The sequence below is a fragment of the Streptomyces qinglanensis genome, assembly GCF_900111245.1.
Taxonomy (GTDB): domain Bacteria; phylum Actinomycetota; class Actinomycetes; order Streptomycetales; family Streptomycetaceae; genus Streptomyces; species Streptomyces qinglanensis.
Genome location: NZ_FOGO01000010.1, coordinates 119,380 through 136,839, shown reverse-complemented (window position 1 = coordinate 136,839; position 17,460 = coordinate 119,380). Strand labels below are relative to the sequence as shown.

Genomic DNA, 17,460 nt, shown 5'->3' with positions numbered 1-17,460 from the left:
ACCGGACGGCATGGCTGATCAACCGCCCGGGCAGAACTGAACTGCGGTGCGTCACGCGAAAGTACGGACGGGGATCGTGCTGCTGTACGTATCCCGTGTGACGTGCTGGTGAGCCTGCCACTAACGACATGGACATGTCACCGGCGCATCAACCTCTGATCACAGGTTGGCCAGATTCTGTTCGTTGATACGAAACTCGTGCCCGCATAGCGGACAATTGACAGAAGTGCTTCCGCTGTCCAGCGCCCGTGCACTGCCCGTTGCCCGCTGCCGTGTCGCACTGCCCCGCGGTGTCGCGGTGCCGCACTGTCGCGGTGTCGCGGTGTCGCGGTGTCGCGGTGCCGCCGGTACCCGGCCGTCACCGGTACGCACCCGGCGCCGGCCGTGCTCCCGGCAGCAGCGGGCTCAGGCGTCGACGTCGCGGGTCGCCGCGCCGCGCCCCGCGGACGGCCTCCCGCGGGCCGGAGTTCGGCGGGGCACCGCGCGCAGCGTACGGACGGCCGGGACCGACAGCAGCGCCGCACTGATCCCGACCATGATCACGCCGCCCGCGAGCAGCACCGTCCGGGCCCCGAGCAACTGCGCCGCGGGGCCGGCCAGTGCCTGGCCCGCGGGCATCATGGCGAGCGAGCCGGCCACCTCGTAGGCGTGGATGCGGTTGAGGATCTGCCCGGGCACCTGGGTCTGCACGCTGGTCGCCCACATCACGCTCCACACCCCGCCGCCCACACCCCAGACGGCCGCGGCCCCCATCATGACCGCGGGCGGCAGGCCCAGGCCGACAGCCGCGGGATAGCAGCAGCACCCGAGCAGCGCGAACGCCCCGGCACGCAGTTGCCGTTCGGGCCGGAAGCGCAGCGCCAGCAGCCCGCCCAGCGCGGTGCCGCCGCCCAGTGCCGAGTTGACCAGCCCGTAGACCCCCGGTCCCTGCGACGGGATGATCTCGGCTGCGGTCAGCGGCACCAGCGGTCCGGAGACGGTGACCATGTAGACCATCCAGATGAGGATGACGCTCCACATCCAGGTGCGGGCCCGGAACTCGCGCCACCCCTCGGCCAGGTCGGCGCGGTAGCGGGTGCGCTCCGCCGGGCGGCCCCGGGCGGCCGGCAGCCGCAGCAGCGCCAGGCACACCGCACTGAGCAGATAGGTCCCGGCATGCGCGGCGAACACCCCGCCCGGGGAGAAGCCGCCCACCAGCGTACCGGCGAGGGCCGGGCCCAGCAGCATGGCCAGGGACTCCGCCGTGCGGATCAGCCCGTTGGCGCCCTGCACGTCGTCGGCCACCCGGGGAACGGTGCTGGCGACCCCCGGCTGGAACAGGCCCGCGCAGACGCCGTTGACGGCACCGATCGCGCACACCTGCCACAGCACCACGTGCCCGCTCAGGAAGAGCGCCGACATGCCGGCCTGGGTGACCACGCGCACCAGATCCGCGCCGATCATGAGCGTCCGGGTGTCGAACCGGTCGCAGAAGACGCCTCCGAAGACGACGAAGCCCGCCAGGAACACCGTCAGCGAGGCCAGCGCCGCCCCGATCGCACCGGGCCCGTGACCGTGCTGGATCAGTCCGGCGGACAGGGCGATGGGCAGCATCGCGTCGCCGAGCTTGGCGACGGCCCGGCCGGTGAAGAACAGGGCGAAGTTGCGGGAACGCAGAGCGGCCGTCGCGGCACCGGGAGGGGTCACGTCCAGCCAGTGTGGCCGGGGGCGCGGTCCGCGGCGAACGGATTTCCCGCGGTACCCGTACGTGCGCGGCGCTCCGGGGGCGGCTCGGCCGCCGCGGGGATTCCTCGTTCACCCGTGTGAGCCCGGTGTCCCTCCCGCACGCGCTTCGTTGGTCCGTTCGTCCGGGTGAGAGCGGGCGGCTGAACGCCCTCGACAGCAGGCGACGCACAGGAGCGGGGACGGTATGGGACGGGGCACGACGGCACGGCGGGTCGGGGCGCTGCTGCACCACGCGCGGGGCGTACGACGGGCGGTGCGCGCCGGATCGGCCGCTGTGGTGCTCGCGCTCCTGTGCACCGCACCGGTCGGATGCGCCGTCGTGGACGACTCCAAGCCGCCCGAGGGCGCCATCCGGGTGACGCCCGAGGACGGCGCCCGCGACGTCCCCACCGACGCGCGGGTGGAGGTCTCGGTCCCGGAAGGGAAGCTGCGCAGCGTCCGGATGCAGCACAAGGGCAAGGACGCCGGGCGGGCCATCGCGGGCCGGTTCTCCGCCGACCGGCGGAGCTGGCGCCCGCTGCCCGCCTCCGAGGAGAACGCCTCAGGGCGCGGAGCCGGGCACGGCAAGGGCACGGTGCTGGAGTTGGCCGGCACCTACGAGGTGGACGTGGTGGCCGTCGACGGCGAGGGAGACCGGGTGATCCGGCACGCCACCTTCGCCACCCGGGTGCCGCCGCACCGCTTCGTGGGCACCTTCCGCCCGGAGGACGGCCAGACCGTCGGCACCGCGATGATCGTCTCGCTGGAGTTCAGTCGGCCCATCGCCGACCGGGCGGCCGTCGAGCGGGCCGTCGACGTCACCTCCACCCCCCGCGTGGAGATCGCCCCCCACTGGTTCGGCCGCAACAGGCTCGACTTCCGGCCCCGCACCTACTGGCAGCCCGGCACCGAGGTGACCCTCGACCTGCGGCTGCGCGATGTCCGCGGGGCGCCCGGCGTCTACGGGACGCAGCGCAAGCAGGTGACGTTCACCATCGGCCGCGACCAGCGCAGCGTCGTGGACGTGGGCCGCGGCACCCTGACCGTGCGCCAGGGCGGCCGCACCGTCGACCGGCTGGACGTCACGGCGGGCACGAAGAAGAACCCGACCTACAACGGCCGCATGGTCATCAGCGAGAAGTTCCAGGAGACCCGGATGAACGGGGACACCGTGGGCTTCGGTGGCGAGTACGACATCAAGGATGTCCCGCACGCGATGCGCCTCACCCGCAGCGGCACCTTCCTGCACGGCAACTACTGGGCCTCCGAGCGCACGTTCGGCAAGAAGAACACCAGCCACGGCTGCGTCGGACTGGAGGACGAGCGCGGCGGGGACGACAAGTCCCCCGCCGGGCGGTTCTTCCACCGCTCGCTGATCGGCGACCTGGTCACCGTGCGCGGCTCGCACGACCGGACCGTGGCGGCGGACAACGGGCTGGGCGGCTGGAACATGCCCTGGGAGACCTGGGTCGGCGGTTCGGCCCTGGACTGACCCGCGGCCGGAAGGCGCGCCGGCCTCCCGGCCGTCTGCTTCCCCTCGTCCGCTTCCCCTCGTCCGCGGCTTCCAGCCCGACCGCGGTCTCCCGAGCACGGACGCGGCGCCCTGGCTCCGGTGACCGGGCACACCCTCTCCTTCCGCCCTTCCCAAAAACGCGACCGAACGGTGACCCCAGGGAGCGGTTCGCCGTCATTGCGGTGTGGTTATCTAACAATGCGGATGCGCGCCGCCGTTCATGTGCCGTTCACGGCCGGGCGGCGCGATGTCGCGTTTTCGGGGGCGCACACGGGTGCGCGAAGCCGTGTGAGGACGAGGGATGGGGCCGTCTTGGATCTGAAGACCGTGGCCGGGGACAAGCTCACGTGGAAGGCGATCCGGGGGGACAGCCGTGCCCGGATCATCGGAGGCTCAGCCGTCGGCTTCGTGGTGCTGCTGGTGGTGCTGCTGCTCACGTTGACCACCTGCGGCGGCGGTGGCGGCACCGGCGCCCGCGCGAACACCGGCGACGACGACCGGGACAAGCCCGCCAAGGGGCCCTCCGAGGCCGTGCTGACCGTCGCCCCGAAGGACGGCGCCGACGACGTGCAGACCTCGGGCGTCCTGGAGGTCCAGGCGGCCAAGGGCAAGCTGACGAAGGTGACCGTCCAGGACGCCAAGGGCGCGAAGGTCGAGGGGAAGCTCGCCGAGGGCGGCACGGTGTGGCGCCCCGCCACCCACCTGGCGGCCGGTACCAAGTACACGGTGGACGCGGTGGCCGAGGACTCCGAGGGGCGCGCCGCGGCCAAGCACGCCGCGTTCACCACGTTCGTGCCGCAGAACACCTTCGTGGGCTACTTCACGCCGGAGAACGGCGACAAGGTCGGCGCGGGGATGCCGTTCTCGGTCAACTTCAACCGTCCGGTCGCCCACCGGGAGGCCGTGGAGAAGGCCATATCCGTGACCGCGGACCCGGAGGTCGAGGTGGCGGGCCACTGGTTCGGCAACCAGCGCCTCGACTTCCGGCCCGAGAAGTACTGGAAGGCCGGGACGAAGGTCGCCGTCGACCTCAACCTGAGCGGCGTCGAGGGCTCCGAGGGCGTCTACGGGACGCAGCGCAAGACCGTGCGGTTCACCGTCGGCAGGCAGCAGGTCAGCGTGGTGGACGCGAAGAAGAAGACGATGACCGTGACCCGCGACGGTGAGAAGATCAAGACTTTTCCCATCACCTCCGGGCGCCCGGCCAACCCCACCTACAACGGCCGTATGGTCATCAGCGAGAAGCACGAGGTCACCCGGATGAACGGGGACACCGTGGGGTTCGGCGGCGAGTACGACATCAAGGACGTGCCGCACGCGATGCGGCTGAGCACCTCGGGCACCTTCATCCACGGCAACTACTGGATGGCCAAGTACCAGTTCGGCAAGGTCAACGGCAGCCACGGCTGTGTGGGCCTGTTCGACATGCGCGGCGGCGGCGCCAACGGGACGCCGGGCGCCTGGTTCTTCAGCCACTCCATGGTCGGCGACGTGGTCGAGGTCGAGAACTCGCAGGACGAGACCATCAAGCCGGACAACGGCCTCAACGGCTGGAACATGTCCTGGGAGAAGTGGACGGCGAAGCAGTAGCGGGCCGTCGCTCGGCGGCCCGCCGCGCGGAGTGCCCGGGGGGCGGCAGTGGCCGGGCGCTCCGGGACAGCGGGGGACCGGCCGGCGCTGTGAGGAATGGCACCGGGTCCGCAGCGCGGAACGGCCGTTAACCTTCCCGGCATGACGACTGACGAATCCAGCGGCGCCACCGCGCGCCTCGAGGTCGCCGACGGCGTCGGCACCATCCGGCTCGACCGGCCGAAGATGAACGCCCTCGACATCGCCACCCAGGACCTGCTGCGCGAACTCGCCGAGGAGGCCACCCGCCGCGAGGACGTGCGCGCCGTGGTGCTCTACGGCGGCGAGAAGGTGTTCGCGGCCGGTGCGGACATCAAGGAGATGCGCGAGATGGACCACTCCGCGATGGTCCTGCGCTCCCGCGGTCTCCAGGAGGCGTTCACCGCGGTGGCCCGCATCCCCAAGCCGGTCGCCGCGGCCGTCACCGGCTACGCCCTCGGCGGCGGCTGCGAGCTGGCGCTGTGCGCGGACGTCCGGTTCGCGGGCGAAGGCGCCAAGTTGGGGCAACCGGAGATTCTGCTGGGGCTGATCCCCGGCGCGGGCGGCACCCAGCGGCTGTCCCGGCTGGTCGGTCCCGCCAAGGCCAAGGACCTGATCTTCACCGGACGGACGGTGGCGGCGGCCGAGGCCGCCCGGATCGGCCTGGTCGACCATGTGGTGCCGGACGCCGAGGTGTACGAGCAGGCGCACGCCTGGGCCGTGCGACTGGCGCGGGGGCCGGCGCTCGCGCTGCGCGCGGCGAAGGAGTCGGTCGACTTCGGTCTGGAGGCGGACATCGAGACCGGTCTGGCGCTCGAACGGAACTGGTTCGCCGGACTGTTCGCGACCGAGGACCGGCAGATCGGCATGCGCAGCTTCGTGGAGGACGGCCCCGGCAAGGCCCGGTTCCGCTGAGGGGTCCGCGGTCGGCCGGGTGCGGCGCGGCTGGAGCGGCCGACTGGCTCTCCCGACCGACTGGCTCTCCCGACCGACTGGCTCTCCCGACCGACCGGCGGGACCGACCGACCGGCGGGACCGACCGACCGGCGGGACCGGTCGACGGGCTGTCCCGGCCGACCGGCCGTCACGGCCCGGCTGTTCCGACCGGACGACCGCCGGGCCGACCTCCCGTCCCCCGGCGGCCGATTCGGTGCTCGACCGCTCCGCGCCGGGCAAGAGGGCGGCGGGGTGGGGTGGTCGGGGGTGGCGTAAAGCGTCGCACGGGCCGAACACCCCACCGTGTGGGGGAATTCGTCGTGCCCGGGCCTCCCTCGTTCGTGGGTGGGCCGTGGCGTGGTGTGATCATCTGCGCACGACTGGTTACCCCAGGTCGTCCCTGGTCAGGGCGCATCCACCGGGTTCCGGGGAGCAGGGTGGCGGTGGACGGTCCGCCCTGGAGGCGGTCGTTCCGCCTTCGCGGATACCCGCGAACCGCCCCCAGCGGCACCCCCCTGCCGCCATGATGGAGGCATGGCGGGTCAGGGAGATGTGGCGAGCGTGACCGAACGGGTTCCGGAAGACCCAGCGGGGAAGTGGGACGCCGAGCCGGTGCGCACCGTTCTCGAACAAGCGGGCGATCCGACCGTACGGGAGGTGCCGCTGCCCAACCTTCCGGAATCCGCCCGTCTGGCCCGGCGCCTCACCCAGGCCGTGCTGCAGGAGCGGTGGGCCCTTCCGGCGGAGCGCACGGAGTACACCGTGCTGCTCGTCTCCGAGTTGGTCGGCAACGCCGTGCGGCACACCGGCGCGCACACCATCGGTATCCGGATGCTGCGGCGCTCGGGGTGGATCCGCGTCGAGGTCCGGGACCCCTCCCGCGGGCTGCCGTGCCTGCTGCCGGTCGGAGAGCTGGACACCAGCGGCCGGGGGCTCTTCCTCGTGGACACTCTGGCCGAGCGCTGGGGTGTGGATCTGCTGCCGCGGGGCAAGACGACGTGGTTCGAGATGCGTGCGACGAGCTGACCCCGTCCCGGCCCCCTCGCCCTGCGAGCCGCCCTGCGGGCGCCCGACCCGGACTCGGAACCGGGTCCGGACCTGTACGGGCGCCCGGCGGCCCGTCCGCCGGCCCGGGCGTGCCGGCCACCGAGGTGTGGCGCTCCCGGGCGCGGGGAACCCGGTGCCGAACCGTCGCGACGGCACGCCGCGAGCCGGCGCGCGATGCGGCGGGGGATCTTTCGACGTTCGGAGGAACCATGCCTGCAGGGTCCGACCGCAAGCGCGAACGCCAGTACGAGCACATCAAGGAGGGAGCCCGGCGGCAGGGTGCCTCACCCGCGCGGGCCGAGGAGATCGCGGCCCGCACGGTGAACAAGGAGCGTGCCCGGCACGGTGAGGCCAGGAGCGCGAGCCGCACCTCGGTGCGCGACACCGCCCCCTCCCGGCGCGGCGGACGGCGCTCCGGCAACCGCATGGGCCCCGGCGGCCTTACGCGCGACCAGCTCTACAACGAGGCCCGGCAGCGAGGTGTCCGCGGCCGCTCGCAGATGACCAAGGCCCAGCTCCAGCGCGCCCTCGGCCGCTGAGGGGCCGCTCCGCACGCCCGGACCCCGGCACGTCCGGGCGCTCCGTGTGCGCCCGGGCCCCGCGCCCCAGGAGTCCCGCGACCCGCGAGTCCCGCGCCCCAGGTGTTCCGCGCCCCGCGAGTCCCGCGCCCCAGGTGTTCCGCGTCCCGGGAGTCCCGTATTCCAGGTGTCCCGCACTCCCGCACGGTCTCGGACCGGTTCGCCACCCCGGCGCCCGAATGGATGTGCGGCAAGGTTTGGCCTCGTGCTCGGCGGAAACCCCGGGACGGGAACAGCTCACGTACGCCCACTCCGTGGAGCCGTACCCGCTGGGAGGGCGACGGGCCCACCTCGTCGGCCCCGCGCCTCCCGACCACTTCCGAGGATTGGAGCGCACCGTGGCAGCTCACGCGTCCAACGAGGGCTCGACCCCGTCCTACACCGTTCCCGGCATGTCCACGGCAGAGGGCGGCAGCGTCATCCAACTGCTGCGCATGCGGCTGCACGCGCTCAACGATCTGGCGCTGACGCTGAAGCACGTGCACTGGAACGTGATCGGACCGCACTTCATCGCCGTCCACGAGATGCTCGACCCGCAGGTCGACGCCGTCCGGGAGATGATCGACAACACGGCCGAGCGGATCTCGACGCTGGGCGGTTCCCCCTGGGGCACCCCGGGAGTGCTGGTCGCCGAGCGGACCTGGCACGACTACACGCTCGGACGCGCCGAGGCCATCGAACACCTCGGCGCCCTCGACGTCGTCTACACCGGCGTGATCGAGGACCACCGCAAGGCCGTCAAGGCGACCGACAGCTCCGACCTGGTCACCCAGGACCTGCTCATCGAGCACCTGCGCAAACTGGAGCTGTTCCAGTGGTTCGTCCGCGCCCACATCGAGAGCGGCGGCGGCAAGCTCGCGACGAGCCCGCACGACTCCGAGTCGGCCGCCGCCGAGAAGGCCGCCGGCCAGGCCCGCGGAAAGCCCTGACCACGGGCCCGGCACCCGCACCCTTCCCAGGACCCCGGCGCTCCGGCGCCGGGGTCCTCGGCTGTCCTGCTGCCCCCGGCCCCCCGGCCCCCGGCTCCCCGGACCCCGGCCCCCCGGACCGACGGACTGCCGGGCCGGCGCCTCGGCCCCGGCGGCTCCCCCTCCGGACCGCTCCGCCCCCGCTCCCGCCCGGCCGGTCCCTCACGCGTCCGGGCCAGCGCCGCGCCGCTCGCCGCGCGGTACCGGTCGGCTCCCCGCATGATGGGGAGGTGGCCTCGCCAGGCGCTGCCTCGGCTGTCGCTGAGCGGGGCGCAGGCACTGAGGCCACGCGATCGGGAGACAGCGATGCACCGCTTCCGCGAACCGAACACGGGGCCCGCCGGTCGCGGCGACCCGCCGGTCGCCGCCGAGGTCGCGCTGGCCGTCAACGGCATGGGCAGCTTCTGCTGGGACCTGCAGTCGGGCGAGATGAAGTACGACCACGCGGGACTCGCCGTGCTGGGGTTCCGGCCGGGGGAGTACGACGAGCGCCCGGCCACCATCGCCGACCGGATGGTGCCCCAGGAACTGCCCGGGGTCCAGGCGCAGGTCGGCCGCGCGCTGAAGGCGCGGACGGGATACAGCATCTACTTCCGGGTACGCCATCCCGACGGCTCGCTGCGCTGGACGCACTCCCAGGCCACCGTCGTGTGCGACGACAAGGGCACCCCGGCGCGGGTCGTGGGGATCATCCGGGACGCCAGCGAGGAGCTCCAGGCGGTCGACCAGACGCGAGAACTGCGGCAGGCCAAGAGCGAGCGGCGGCGGCAGGCCGACCTCGTGGGCCACGTCAACGACGCCCTCGCCCCCACCGTCACCGTCGAGGACGTCGCGGAGGCGCTCACCACCACCCGGCTGGTGCAGCGGCTGGGGGCGGCCAGCATCACCCTCGGTCTGGTCGACGGCGGGCGGATGGGGCTGGTGGGCTCCAACGGGGTGCCCGACGAGATCATCCGCGACTTCCACCTGGCCCGGATCGGCGCCCCGCTGCCGCTCACCGAGGCGGTCCGCACCCGGGAGCCGGTCTTCGTCACCAGCCGCGCGGAGTTCGCCCGGCGCTACCCCGGGCTGGGCCAGTACCTGGGCCTGGTGCCCCGCGCCACCGCAGCGGTGTACTTCCCGCTGATCGCGCACGACACCCCCATCGGCGCCGTGGGCCTGACCTACGAGGGCAAGGACCGCTTCACCCACGACGAGCGCACCGTGCTGACCGCGCTCAGCAACACCATCGCCCAGTCCCTCCAACGGGCCCTGCTCTTCGACCAGGAGCACGAGCTGGCCGCCGGACTCCAGACGGCGATGCTGCCCGGGCACATCCCGCACGTCCCCGGCCTGGCCATCGCGACCCGCTACCGTCCGGCGCGGGCCCGCGGCGGAATCGGGGGCGACTGGTACGACGCCGTCACGCTGCCGGACGGCCGGATCGCCGCCGTGGTCGGCGACGTCCAGGGGCACGACGTGACCGCCGCCGCCGTCATGGGGCAGCTGCGGATCGCGCTGCGCGCCTACGCCGCCGAGGGGCACCCGCCGCTGACCGTCATGGCCCGCGCCTCGGCCTTCCTCGCCGAACTGGACACCGACCGGTTCGCCACCTGCCTCCTGGTGCTGTTCGACCCCCGCACCGGAGTCGCCGTCACCGTCCGGGCCGGTCATCCGGAACCGGTGCTGCGCCGCCCCGACGGGAGCTGCGTATGGCTGGACACCCCCGTCGGGCTGCCGCTCGGGCTCACCGCGCCCTCGGCCCAGCCCCCGTACGCCCTCTCGGAGACCCTGGTCGAGCCCGGCTCCTCGCTGTTGATGTGCACCGACGGCCTCATCGAGTCCCGCACCCAGGACCTCGACGAGGGCCGCGCCCGGCTCCTGGAAGCGGTGCGGCACGGCCCCGTACGCCCCGACGACCTCGCCGACCACCTGCTGCGCACCATGGGCGACTTCACCGGCGAAGAGGACGATGTCGCGCTGCTGCTGCTGCGCCGTGCCTCCGGCCGGCGCCCGGCCGCACCGCAGATGGCCGTCACCATCTCCTCCAGCGACCCGCAGTCCCTGCACGCGGCCCGGCAGGCGCTGCGCACCGCACTGCACCGCTGGTCCCTGGACTCCCTGGCGGACACCGCCGAGCTGCTCGCCAGCGAGATGGCCACCAATGCGCTGCTGCACACCGAAGGCGACGCCACCCTCACGGCCCGGCCGGTGCGCAACGGCAGCCGCGCCCTGCGCATCGCGGTCACCGACACCTCGCCCGACAACCCCTACCGCCGGGCCGCCACCGAGCAGTCCACCTCGGGGCGCGGCCTGATGCTCATCGAGGAGCTGGCCACCGACTGGGGTGTCGAACCCCGCGGCAACGGCAAGCGCGTCTGGTGCGAGATCCCGCTGAACGCGCACTAGCGCTGTGACCGGGAAGGCTTGTTCCTGACCGCCCGACGTGTCATCCGCCAGTTCGTGTGCGCGGAGAGGTTGTCGAGTGTCAAGGTCGTGGCCGGCGCTTTGCCTGTCCTCGTGCCCGGTGCCGTCTTGCGTACGACCAAGTCACCGCAGTCATCAGGGCCGGGATGGCGAACAGCGGGGCGAAAGCGAAGCCCCAGACGGTCTGTGCTGTACCACTCGACAGGTACGTCTGGCTCTCGACGGTGAAAGCGACCACGAGTTGCCACAGTGCCACCAGGACCAGGATGCCCGAGGCGGTCCAGGCCAGCGGGGCGAGGATCCTGGGATGCAGCGGCCGCCACCGGTTGCTGACGAGCAGCAGCGGAAACAGAGCGGCCAGCTCGGCAAGGAGGGAGAGACCGACGACGTATGCGATGCCCCAGCCCGGGATGTCGTAGACGTCGCGGAGCACCTGGTCGCTGTAGCCCACATGGACACCGGATGCCATGGCGATGCGCCACAGGCCGGACGGGACTGCACACAGAGCGATGGCGTGGGCGGCGCGGCGAGCCCAGGCAGGCGCAGATGCGGAGCCGGGGAGCGGAACGGTCGCTGTCGTCATGAGGTACATGCTGGTCCTGGACAGGTCAGCCGCGCGTCGTCCGCAACGGCGGACCGTCTCCGCCCTGCGGATGACGGCACACCCGCCGAGGGAGGACCTGAGGACTGCGCACATCGCCGGACACGCTGGGATGTCCAGTCGCCCGGCGATCGAGGACATCGCCCCGACCCGGTGAACGTCCGCGGTCACAGCACCAGGCGGGGCCCGTGTCCGGTTGTCCGCCGGGTGCGTGCCGCACTAGCGTGCCGACAGTGGACCTCTTCGCCTGCTCGTGGACGGCGCTGCGGACGGCGGTCGCCGCGCTCCCGGAAGCCGACTTCGAGAAGCCCTCCGGGTGCGCGGGGTGGCTCGTGCGGGACCTGGTGTGCCATCTGGTCATCGACGCGCAGGACGTCCTGATCACCCTCGCCACCCCTACCGGGAGCGAGCCGACCGCCGACGCGGTGACCTACTGGGAGGTCGCGGACCGGCCGCCGACCGGCGATGATCCGCTCGACGCGCTCATCGTCCGGCTGGCCGCGGCATACCGGGAGCCGCACCTGCTCACCTTCCACCTCGACGACGTCGGCTCCGCCGCGGGACGCGCCGCCGCACTCGCAGACCCGGAGCAGCGGGTGCGGACCCGCGGCCAAGTCCTCACCGCGGGCGACTACCTCGCGGCCTACGTCCTGGAGTGGACGCTGCACCATCTGGACCTGGTCGCGCATCTGCCGCACGTGCCGGGACCGCCCGCCGAGAGCCTGGCCCGGTCCCGGGCGGCGCTGGAGGAGATCGCCGGTGCCGCGTTCCCGGCCTCGCTCGGCGACCGGGACGCGCTCCTGGTCGGCACCGGCCGCCGGGCCCCGACGGCGGCGGAGCGGGCCGCACTCGGCGCCGCGGCCGTACGCGTGCCGCTCCACCTGGGGTGACCCGTCCTCGGCCGGGGCACGGCCGGCCACGGCCGGGCGCCTGCCCCGGGCACGTGGGACCTGCGCTTCCAACTGGGCTGCGGCGGCCGGCGCACCTCCCAGCCGCTGCACGGGTACGCGATCGAGGTGCCCGAAGATGCCGGGCCGGACGGGGAACCTGCGGCCGCCAGGGAGCAGACCGGGCCGTCCGCGGCGCGGAGTTGCGCTGACCGCCCACCGCCGACCGGAGGGCCCTCAGGGGACGGTGAGCCGCGGCACGCCGCCGGAGTCCCGGCCGTGGCCGGCCGCTGCGGGTGCCGGGGCCGGGGAGCCGTGCCCGGGCGCGGTGGCCGGCAGGGTGATCGCGGTGATCAGCAGGTTGCCGCGGCACAGCCAGCGCCCGGCGAACCCGTCCAGGCGCCTGCCGCCGACCGTCGGTCCCGGGACCAGGAGCCGGGCGGTGAAGGTCCCGTCGTGCGGGTCGACCTCGATGTGCGCCTCCTCGAAGTCCAGTTCGCGGCGGGTCAGCGGATACCACACCTTGAACACCGACTCCTTGGCGCTGAACAGCAGTCTGTCCCAGCGGACTCCGGGCGCGGCGCGCGCATGCGCGGCCACCCACTCCCGTTCGCGCTCCAGCGAGATGAGGTCCAGGACCCCGGCCGGGCACGGCTCGTTGGGTTCGGCGTCGATCCCGACACCGAGCATCTCCCCGCTGCGGGCCACGGCGGCGGCCCGGTAGCCCTCGCAGTGGGTCATGGCACCCACCACGCCCTCCGGCCACTGCGGGGCGCCGCGCCGGTCGGGCAGCAGGGGGACGGGCCGTACCCCGAGGCTGCCCGCGGCCCGCCGGGCGCACTGCCGCACCGTGGCGAACTCGCGTTGCCTGCGCGGCACCGCGTGGTCGACCACCTGCGCCTCCTGCGGGTGCAGATGGTCGGCGGGCGCCCCCGGCAGATCCGCGAACGCCTCGGCGGCGGCCACCGAGGAGGGCAGCAGCGTGCCCAGCAGGGTGCTCTCCCCGGCCGGAGACGCAGCCGGAACGGGAGCCTGCGCGGCCGGAGCCGCCGGAGCGGCGGGTGCCGGTGGTGGCGGGCCGGCGGCGGGCAGCACCGGGCGCAGCGGCTCCCGCGGATCACGGGGTTGCCATTCGCGCGGGTAGCCCACCGAGACTTCCTCGAACCTGACTCCGTCGTGCCAGGTGACGCGGGGGATGTGCAGATGGCCGTAGACGACTGCCGCCGCCCGGAAGCGGCGGTGCCAGTCGGCGGTCAGCTCGGTGCCGCACCACTGGGCGAACTCCGGATGGCGCAGGATCCTGGTGGGTTCCCGGACCAGCGGCCAGTGGTTGACCAGTACCGTCCGCCGCCCGGGCGGGAGTGCTTCGAGCCGGCGCCGGGTCCACTCCGCGCGGGCCCGGCACCAGGCGTCCGGGGTCGGATAGGGGTCGGGGTGCAGCAGGTATTCGTCGGTGCACACCACACCGGCCTCGTGCGCGCGGCGCAGCGACTCCTCCTTGGTCGCCGTTCCCGGGGCGCGGAAGGAGTAGTCGTAGAGGACGAACAGCGGGGCCACGGTGACCGGTCCGCCCGCGCCGTGCCACACCGGGTAGGGGTCCTCGGGTGTGGCCACGCCGAGGCTGCGGCACATCTCGACCAGCCGCCGGTAGCGGCGGTCGCCGCGCAGGGTCACCGGATCGCCGGGATGGGTCCACAACTCGTGGTTCCCGGGGGCCCAGAGGACTTTGGCGAACCGGGTGCTCAGCAGCCGCAGGGCCTGCTCGACGTCCGCGAACCGTTCCGCGACGTCCCCGGCGACGATCAGCCAGTCGTCGTCGCTCCCGGGGCGGAGGGACTCCAGCAGGGTCCGGTTCTCGCGGAAGGCGACGTGCAGATCGCTGACCGCCAGCAGCCTTCCGGCCATGTGCTCACCCCCGTCCGCGAGGGGCGACGCGCGCCCGAAGCGCCCGCGCCGGCCGGTGACTGACCGGCAGTGCTCGCTGCCGCATGGAAACAAGCGCCCGCCCGGCATGTCAACGGCTCCCGGAGGTGCTCCGGGCACCGGCCTCCGGGTGCTGCGGGGCGTGGTCCGGTTCCCTGCCGGGAGCTGTCACCTCGGGAGACCTCGGGACCAACTTGCTTGGTCTATACAGAAGTTCAAGTTCCCGTACCGAGTGGTATGTGATCAGGGATACACTCCTGGCCCTCCGGTGCATGTGCATCGCGAACCTGGTCGAAGATGCCCTTATGGAGGCGTACATACCCTTCTCCATGGCGCGATCCTTCCGCCGGGAGGATGTCCCCGACCACGACGTCCCCGACCGCAGTGTTCCCGATCACGGCATTCCCGACCGCAGCGCTCCCGGCTACGGCGTTCCCGACTTCGACGCGGTACTGCACGAGCAACTCGCGGGTCCGGACCACCGGCTCGCCGAGATCAACGGGGAGCTGGCCAGGATCGGTACCTGCGATCCGGGCGCACTGGCACTTCTGCTGGAGGCGAGCAGGTGCTATCTGCAGAAAAACGACCATCTGCGGCAGGAGTACTACGCCGCACAGGCTTTCGAGCGCGCGGTCGCCTTCGGTGACCGCGGTGCCGTCGCCGAGGCGGGCATGTCGCTGGCGCTGGCCGGCTGCTGGACCGGCGGGCTGTACACGGCCCGGGTGCACGCCGACCGGGTGGCCGCCCACCTGGACCGCACCGACGACGCGGCCGTCGGCCGGCTGCTGCCCTTACTCACCGACCTGTCCTGGGTGGAGAGCCAGCTCCAGCGGCTCCCCGAGGCCGAGGCGCACCAGCGCCGCGGCATGCGGGTGGCCGAGGCGCTGGAGGAGTGGCGGCACGCGCTCCTGCTCCGCGTCCTGCACGGCGCCACACTGCGCGAACTCGGCAGGCTCGGCGAGGCCGAGCAGCACACCCTGCACGCCCTCCGGGGCGCTGAGGCCCGCGGGCACCCGGACCTGGTCGAGACGGCGCTGATCGCGCTCAGCGAGATCGCGCTGGAGGCGGGCGACAACGAGCGTGCCCGGGAACTGGCCGAGCAGGCGCGGACCGTCACCCCGTTCCCCGGCCGGTTCGAGAACGCGGCGCTGGCACTGATCGGGATGACGATGCTGCGCACGGGATCGCTGCGGGACGGCCGGGACACGGTGCTGGAGGCCGTGGGCGGCAAGCGGCTGCCGCTGGTCCCGGTCGTCGGCCGGGCCCGGGTCTACGCGGTGCTGGCCTCGGCGGACTCCTCGCTCGACCAGTACGGCGAGGCCCGCGAGTGGAGCCGGCTGGCCATGGGCAGCGCGCTGGCCTGCGGCATGGACCGCGCCCACGGCTACGCCCAACTCGCCTACGCCGAGGCGGTGCTCGGCTCCGACCCGGACGACGCGCAGCGGGCGGCCGACACCGCGTGCGTGGCGTTCGAGCGCGACCGGGCCCGGCTGGGGCTGGCCGCCGCGTACCTGATGGCCGGGGCGGCGCACGGGCGGAAGGGGCGCCGCCGCGCTTCCCAGTCGGCGCTGGCCCGGTCGGAGGAGCTCTACCGGCACTGCGCCGCGCCGGTCGCGGCGGACAATGTCCGGCTGCTGCGGGCGGCCGGACGGTCGGCCCCCGTCGGCGACACGGGCCGGGGGTCAGGGGCGATCGAGTGCCTGTCCCCGCGGGAGCTGCAGGTGGCCCGGCTGATCGCGCGCGGCAGCTCGAACCAGCAGATCGCCAGCGCGCTCGACATCAAGCTGAACACCGTCCAGGTCCACGTCGGCCGGATCCTGCGCAAGCTGCGGGTGGGTTCCCGGGTGGCGGTCGCCCGCGTGGTCACGCTCGCGGAGTCGACGGCGGCTTCCGAGCGGGCGGCCATGCCCGCGGGCGGGGGTAACTGATTCTCGTTATTGGCAGGTTCCGGTTCAGGACCATAGGTTCGAGACGCCCTTGTGGGACAGGAGAGGTGGAAGCGTATGACGACCTTGACCGGGCCCGGCCGCGAAGTCCTCGACATGTCGTTCTTCCAGGATCCGTACGCGGTCTACGACCGCCTCCGGGTGGAAGGACCCGTCCACGCGATGCGGACCCCCGACGGTATCGACGTCTGGGTGATCACCCGCTACGAGGAGGCCAAGGAGGCCCTCTCCGACGCCCGGTTCACCAAGGACTTCTCGGGTGTGCCGGACATTTTCGCGCAGCAGACCACCGGGGTGTCGGCGCACGAGGGATACACCGACATCCTCACCAAGCACATGCTCTTCGCCGACCCGCCGGACCACACGCGGCTGCGTGAACTGGCGGCCAAGGCGTTCACCCGCCGCCGGGTCGAGGCGCTGCGCCCCGAGATCCAGCAGATCGTCGACGGCCTGCTGGACTCGCTCTCCGCTGCGGGCGAGGTCGACCTGCTGCGCTCCCTCTCGTTCCCGATGTCGATGGCCGTCACCTGCCGGCTGCTGGGGATCCCGCCGGCCGACGAGGACGCCTTCCGCACCTGGACCGAGACGATCTTCACCACCAACGACCCGGCCCGGATGAACGAGGCGGTGCGCGGGGTCGACCAGTACCTGGTCGACGTCATCGAGGCCAAGCGGGCCGACCCGGCCGACGACCTGATCACCGCGCTGATCAACGCCCGCGAGGACGGCGACCGGCTCAGCGACCGGGAACTGGTCTCGACCTGCGCGCTGATGTTCGTCGCCGGTTACGAGACCACCGCCAGCATGGTCGGCAACGCCGTGCTCGCGCTGCTGAAGAACCCGGACAAGCTCGCCGAACTCAAGGCGGACCCGTCGCTGATGCCCAACGCGGTGGACGAACTGCTGCGGTTCGACGGCCCGGTCAACGTGGCCACCCTGCGCTCCACCGCCACCGACGTGACCGTCGCCGGCACCACCATCCCCAAGGGCCAGTTCGTCCTGGTCTCGCTGATCGCCGCCAACCGCGACGGGGAGAAGTTCCCCGAACCGGCCCGGCTGGACTTCACCCGGCCGCTGGGCGGCAGCCTCGCCTTCGGCCACGGCATCCACTACTGCCTCGGCGCACCGCTCTCCCGGGTGGAGATCGAGGTGGCGCTGAGCAGGCTGCTCGCCCGCTTCCCGGACCTGAGCCTGGCCCGGGAGCCGGAGACCCTCCAGTGGCGCAACAGCCTGCTGGTCCGCGGCCTGAGCACACTGCCGATCCGGCTGCACTGAGCGAGCCGCTCCGCCGGCCGCGAGCGAGGGCCCGGGGAGCGGCGCACTGACGGGGAACAGCGGGGGCA

At 73.0% G+C, this 17,460-nt stretch carries 13 protein-coding genes and 1 pseudogene; 10 read left to right on the top strand and 4 right to left on the bottom strand.

The features are described from left to right. Window positions 1–405: 405 nt before the first annotated feature. Window positions 406–1,686, bottom strand: coding sequence for an MFS transporter (locus BMX65_RS20995; protein ID WP_075001901.1), 1,281 nt, complete (start codon window positions 1,684–1,686; stop codon window positions 406–408). Between the two features lie 223 nt (window positions 1,687–1,909). On the opposite strand from BMX65_RS20995, the gene BMX65_RS20990 reads away from it, so the two are divergent. From BMX65_RS20990 to BMX65_RS20960, 7 genes are all read left to right on the top strand, one after another. Continuing rightward, a complete protein-coding gene (locus BMX65_RS20990; RefSeq protein ID WP_079172011.1) occupies window positions 1,910–3,196 on the top strand; it encodes a L,D-transpeptidase in 1,287 nt (428 codons plus the stop codon). Between the two features lie 333 nt (window positions 3,197–3,529). After that, window positions 3,530–4,807, top strand: a complete 1,278-nt coding sequence (locus BMX65_RS20985) for a L,D-transpeptidase (RefSeq protein ID WP_075001900.1) — start codon at window positions 3,530–3,532, stop codon at window positions 4,805–4,807. 141 nt (window positions 4,808–4,948) lie between these two features. Beyond that, window positions 4,949–5,740 carry an enoyl-CoA hydratase/isomerase family protein gene (locus BMX65_RS20980; protein WP_075001899.1) on the top strand — a complete coding sequence of 264 codons (792 nt, stop codon included), beginning with the start codon at window positions 4,949–4,951 and terminating at the stop codon, window positions 5,738–5,740. Window positions 5,741–6,295: 555 nt separating this feature from the next. Further along, on the top strand, window positions 6,296–6,787 hold the full coding sequence (locus BMX65_RS20975; protein WP_075001898.1) for an ATP-binding protein: 492 nt from the start codon (window positions 6,296–6,298) through the stop codon (window positions 6,785–6,787). Between the two features lie 230 nt (window positions 6,788–7,017). Next, complete coding sequence (locus BMX65_RS20970) at window positions 7,018–7,347, top strand: plasmid stabilization protein (RefSeq protein WP_075001897.1); 330 nt, start codon at window positions 7,018–7,020, stop codon at window positions 7,345–7,347. A gap of 431 nt (window positions 7,348–7,778) precedes the next feature. Further along, window positions 7,779–8,315, top strand: coding sequence for a Dps family protein (locus tag BMX65_RS20965; RefSeq protein WP_075002018.1), 537 nt, complete (start codon window positions 7,779–7,781; stop codon window positions 8,313–8,315). A gap of 345 nt (window positions 8,316–8,660) precedes the next feature. Continuing rightward, window positions 8,661–10,742, top strand: a complete 2,082-nt coding sequence (locus tag BMX65_RS20960; RefSeq protein WP_075001896.1) for a SpoIIE family protein phosphatase — start codon at window positions 8,661–8,663, stop codon at window positions 10,740–10,742. A gap of 79 nt (window positions 10,743–10,821) precedes the next feature. On the opposite strand, the gene BMX65_RS20955 is transcribed toward BMX65_RS20960, so the two are convergent. Then, on the bottom strand, window positions 10,822–11,352 hold the full coding sequence (locus tag BMX65_RS20955) for a hypothetical protein (protein WP_027758969.1): 531 nt from the start codon (window positions 11,350–11,352) through the stop codon (window positions 10,822–10,824). Window positions 11,353–11,594: 242 nt separating this feature from the next. Here BMX65_RS20955 and BMX65_RS20950 point away from each other — a divergent pair, with 242 nt between their 5' ends. Then, window positions 11,595–12,251, top strand: coding sequence for a maleylpyruvate isomerase N-terminal domain-containing protein (locus tag BMX65_RS20950; RefSeq protein WP_075001895.1), 657 nt, complete (start codon window positions 11,595–11,597; stop codon window positions 12,249–12,251). Between the two features lie 234 nt (window positions 12,252–12,485). Here BMX65_RS20950 and BMX65_RS33660 read toward each other — a convergent pair whose 3' ends face one another. Both BMX65_RS33660 and BMX65_RS33655 read right to left on the bottom strand, forming a co-directional pair. Further along, a complete protein-coding gene (locus tag BMX65_RS33660) occupies window positions 12,486–13,142 on the bottom strand; it encodes a 4'-phosphopantetheinyl transferase family protein (RefSeq protein WP_275435217.1) in 657 nt (218 codons plus the stop codon). A 168-nt stretch (window positions 13,143–13,310) separates the two neighbouring features. Further along, a pseudogene (locus tag BMX65_RS33655) lies at window positions 13,311–14,153 on the bottom strand (metallophosphoesterase family protein); the annotation flags it as partial. Between the two features lie 347 nt (window positions 14,154–14,500). Here BMX65_RS33655 and BMX65_RS20940 point away from each other — a divergent pair. Continuing rightward, the gene (locus BMX65_RS20940; RefSeq protein ID WP_143081873.1) at window positions 14,501–16,099 is read left to right on the top strand and encodes a LuxR family transcriptional regulator; all 1,599 of its coding nucleotides are present in this window, start codon (window positions 14,501–14,503) and stop codon (window positions 16,097–16,099) included. A 75-nt stretch (window positions 16,100–16,174) separates the two neighbouring features. Beyond that, window positions 16,175–17,392: a cytochrome P450 family protein gene (locus BMX65_RS20935; RefSeq protein WP_075001892.1), complete on the top strand. Its 1,218-nt coding sequence runs from the start codon at window positions 16,175–16,177 to the stop codon at window positions 17,390–17,392. Window positions 17,393–17,460 lie beyond the last annotated feature (68 nt).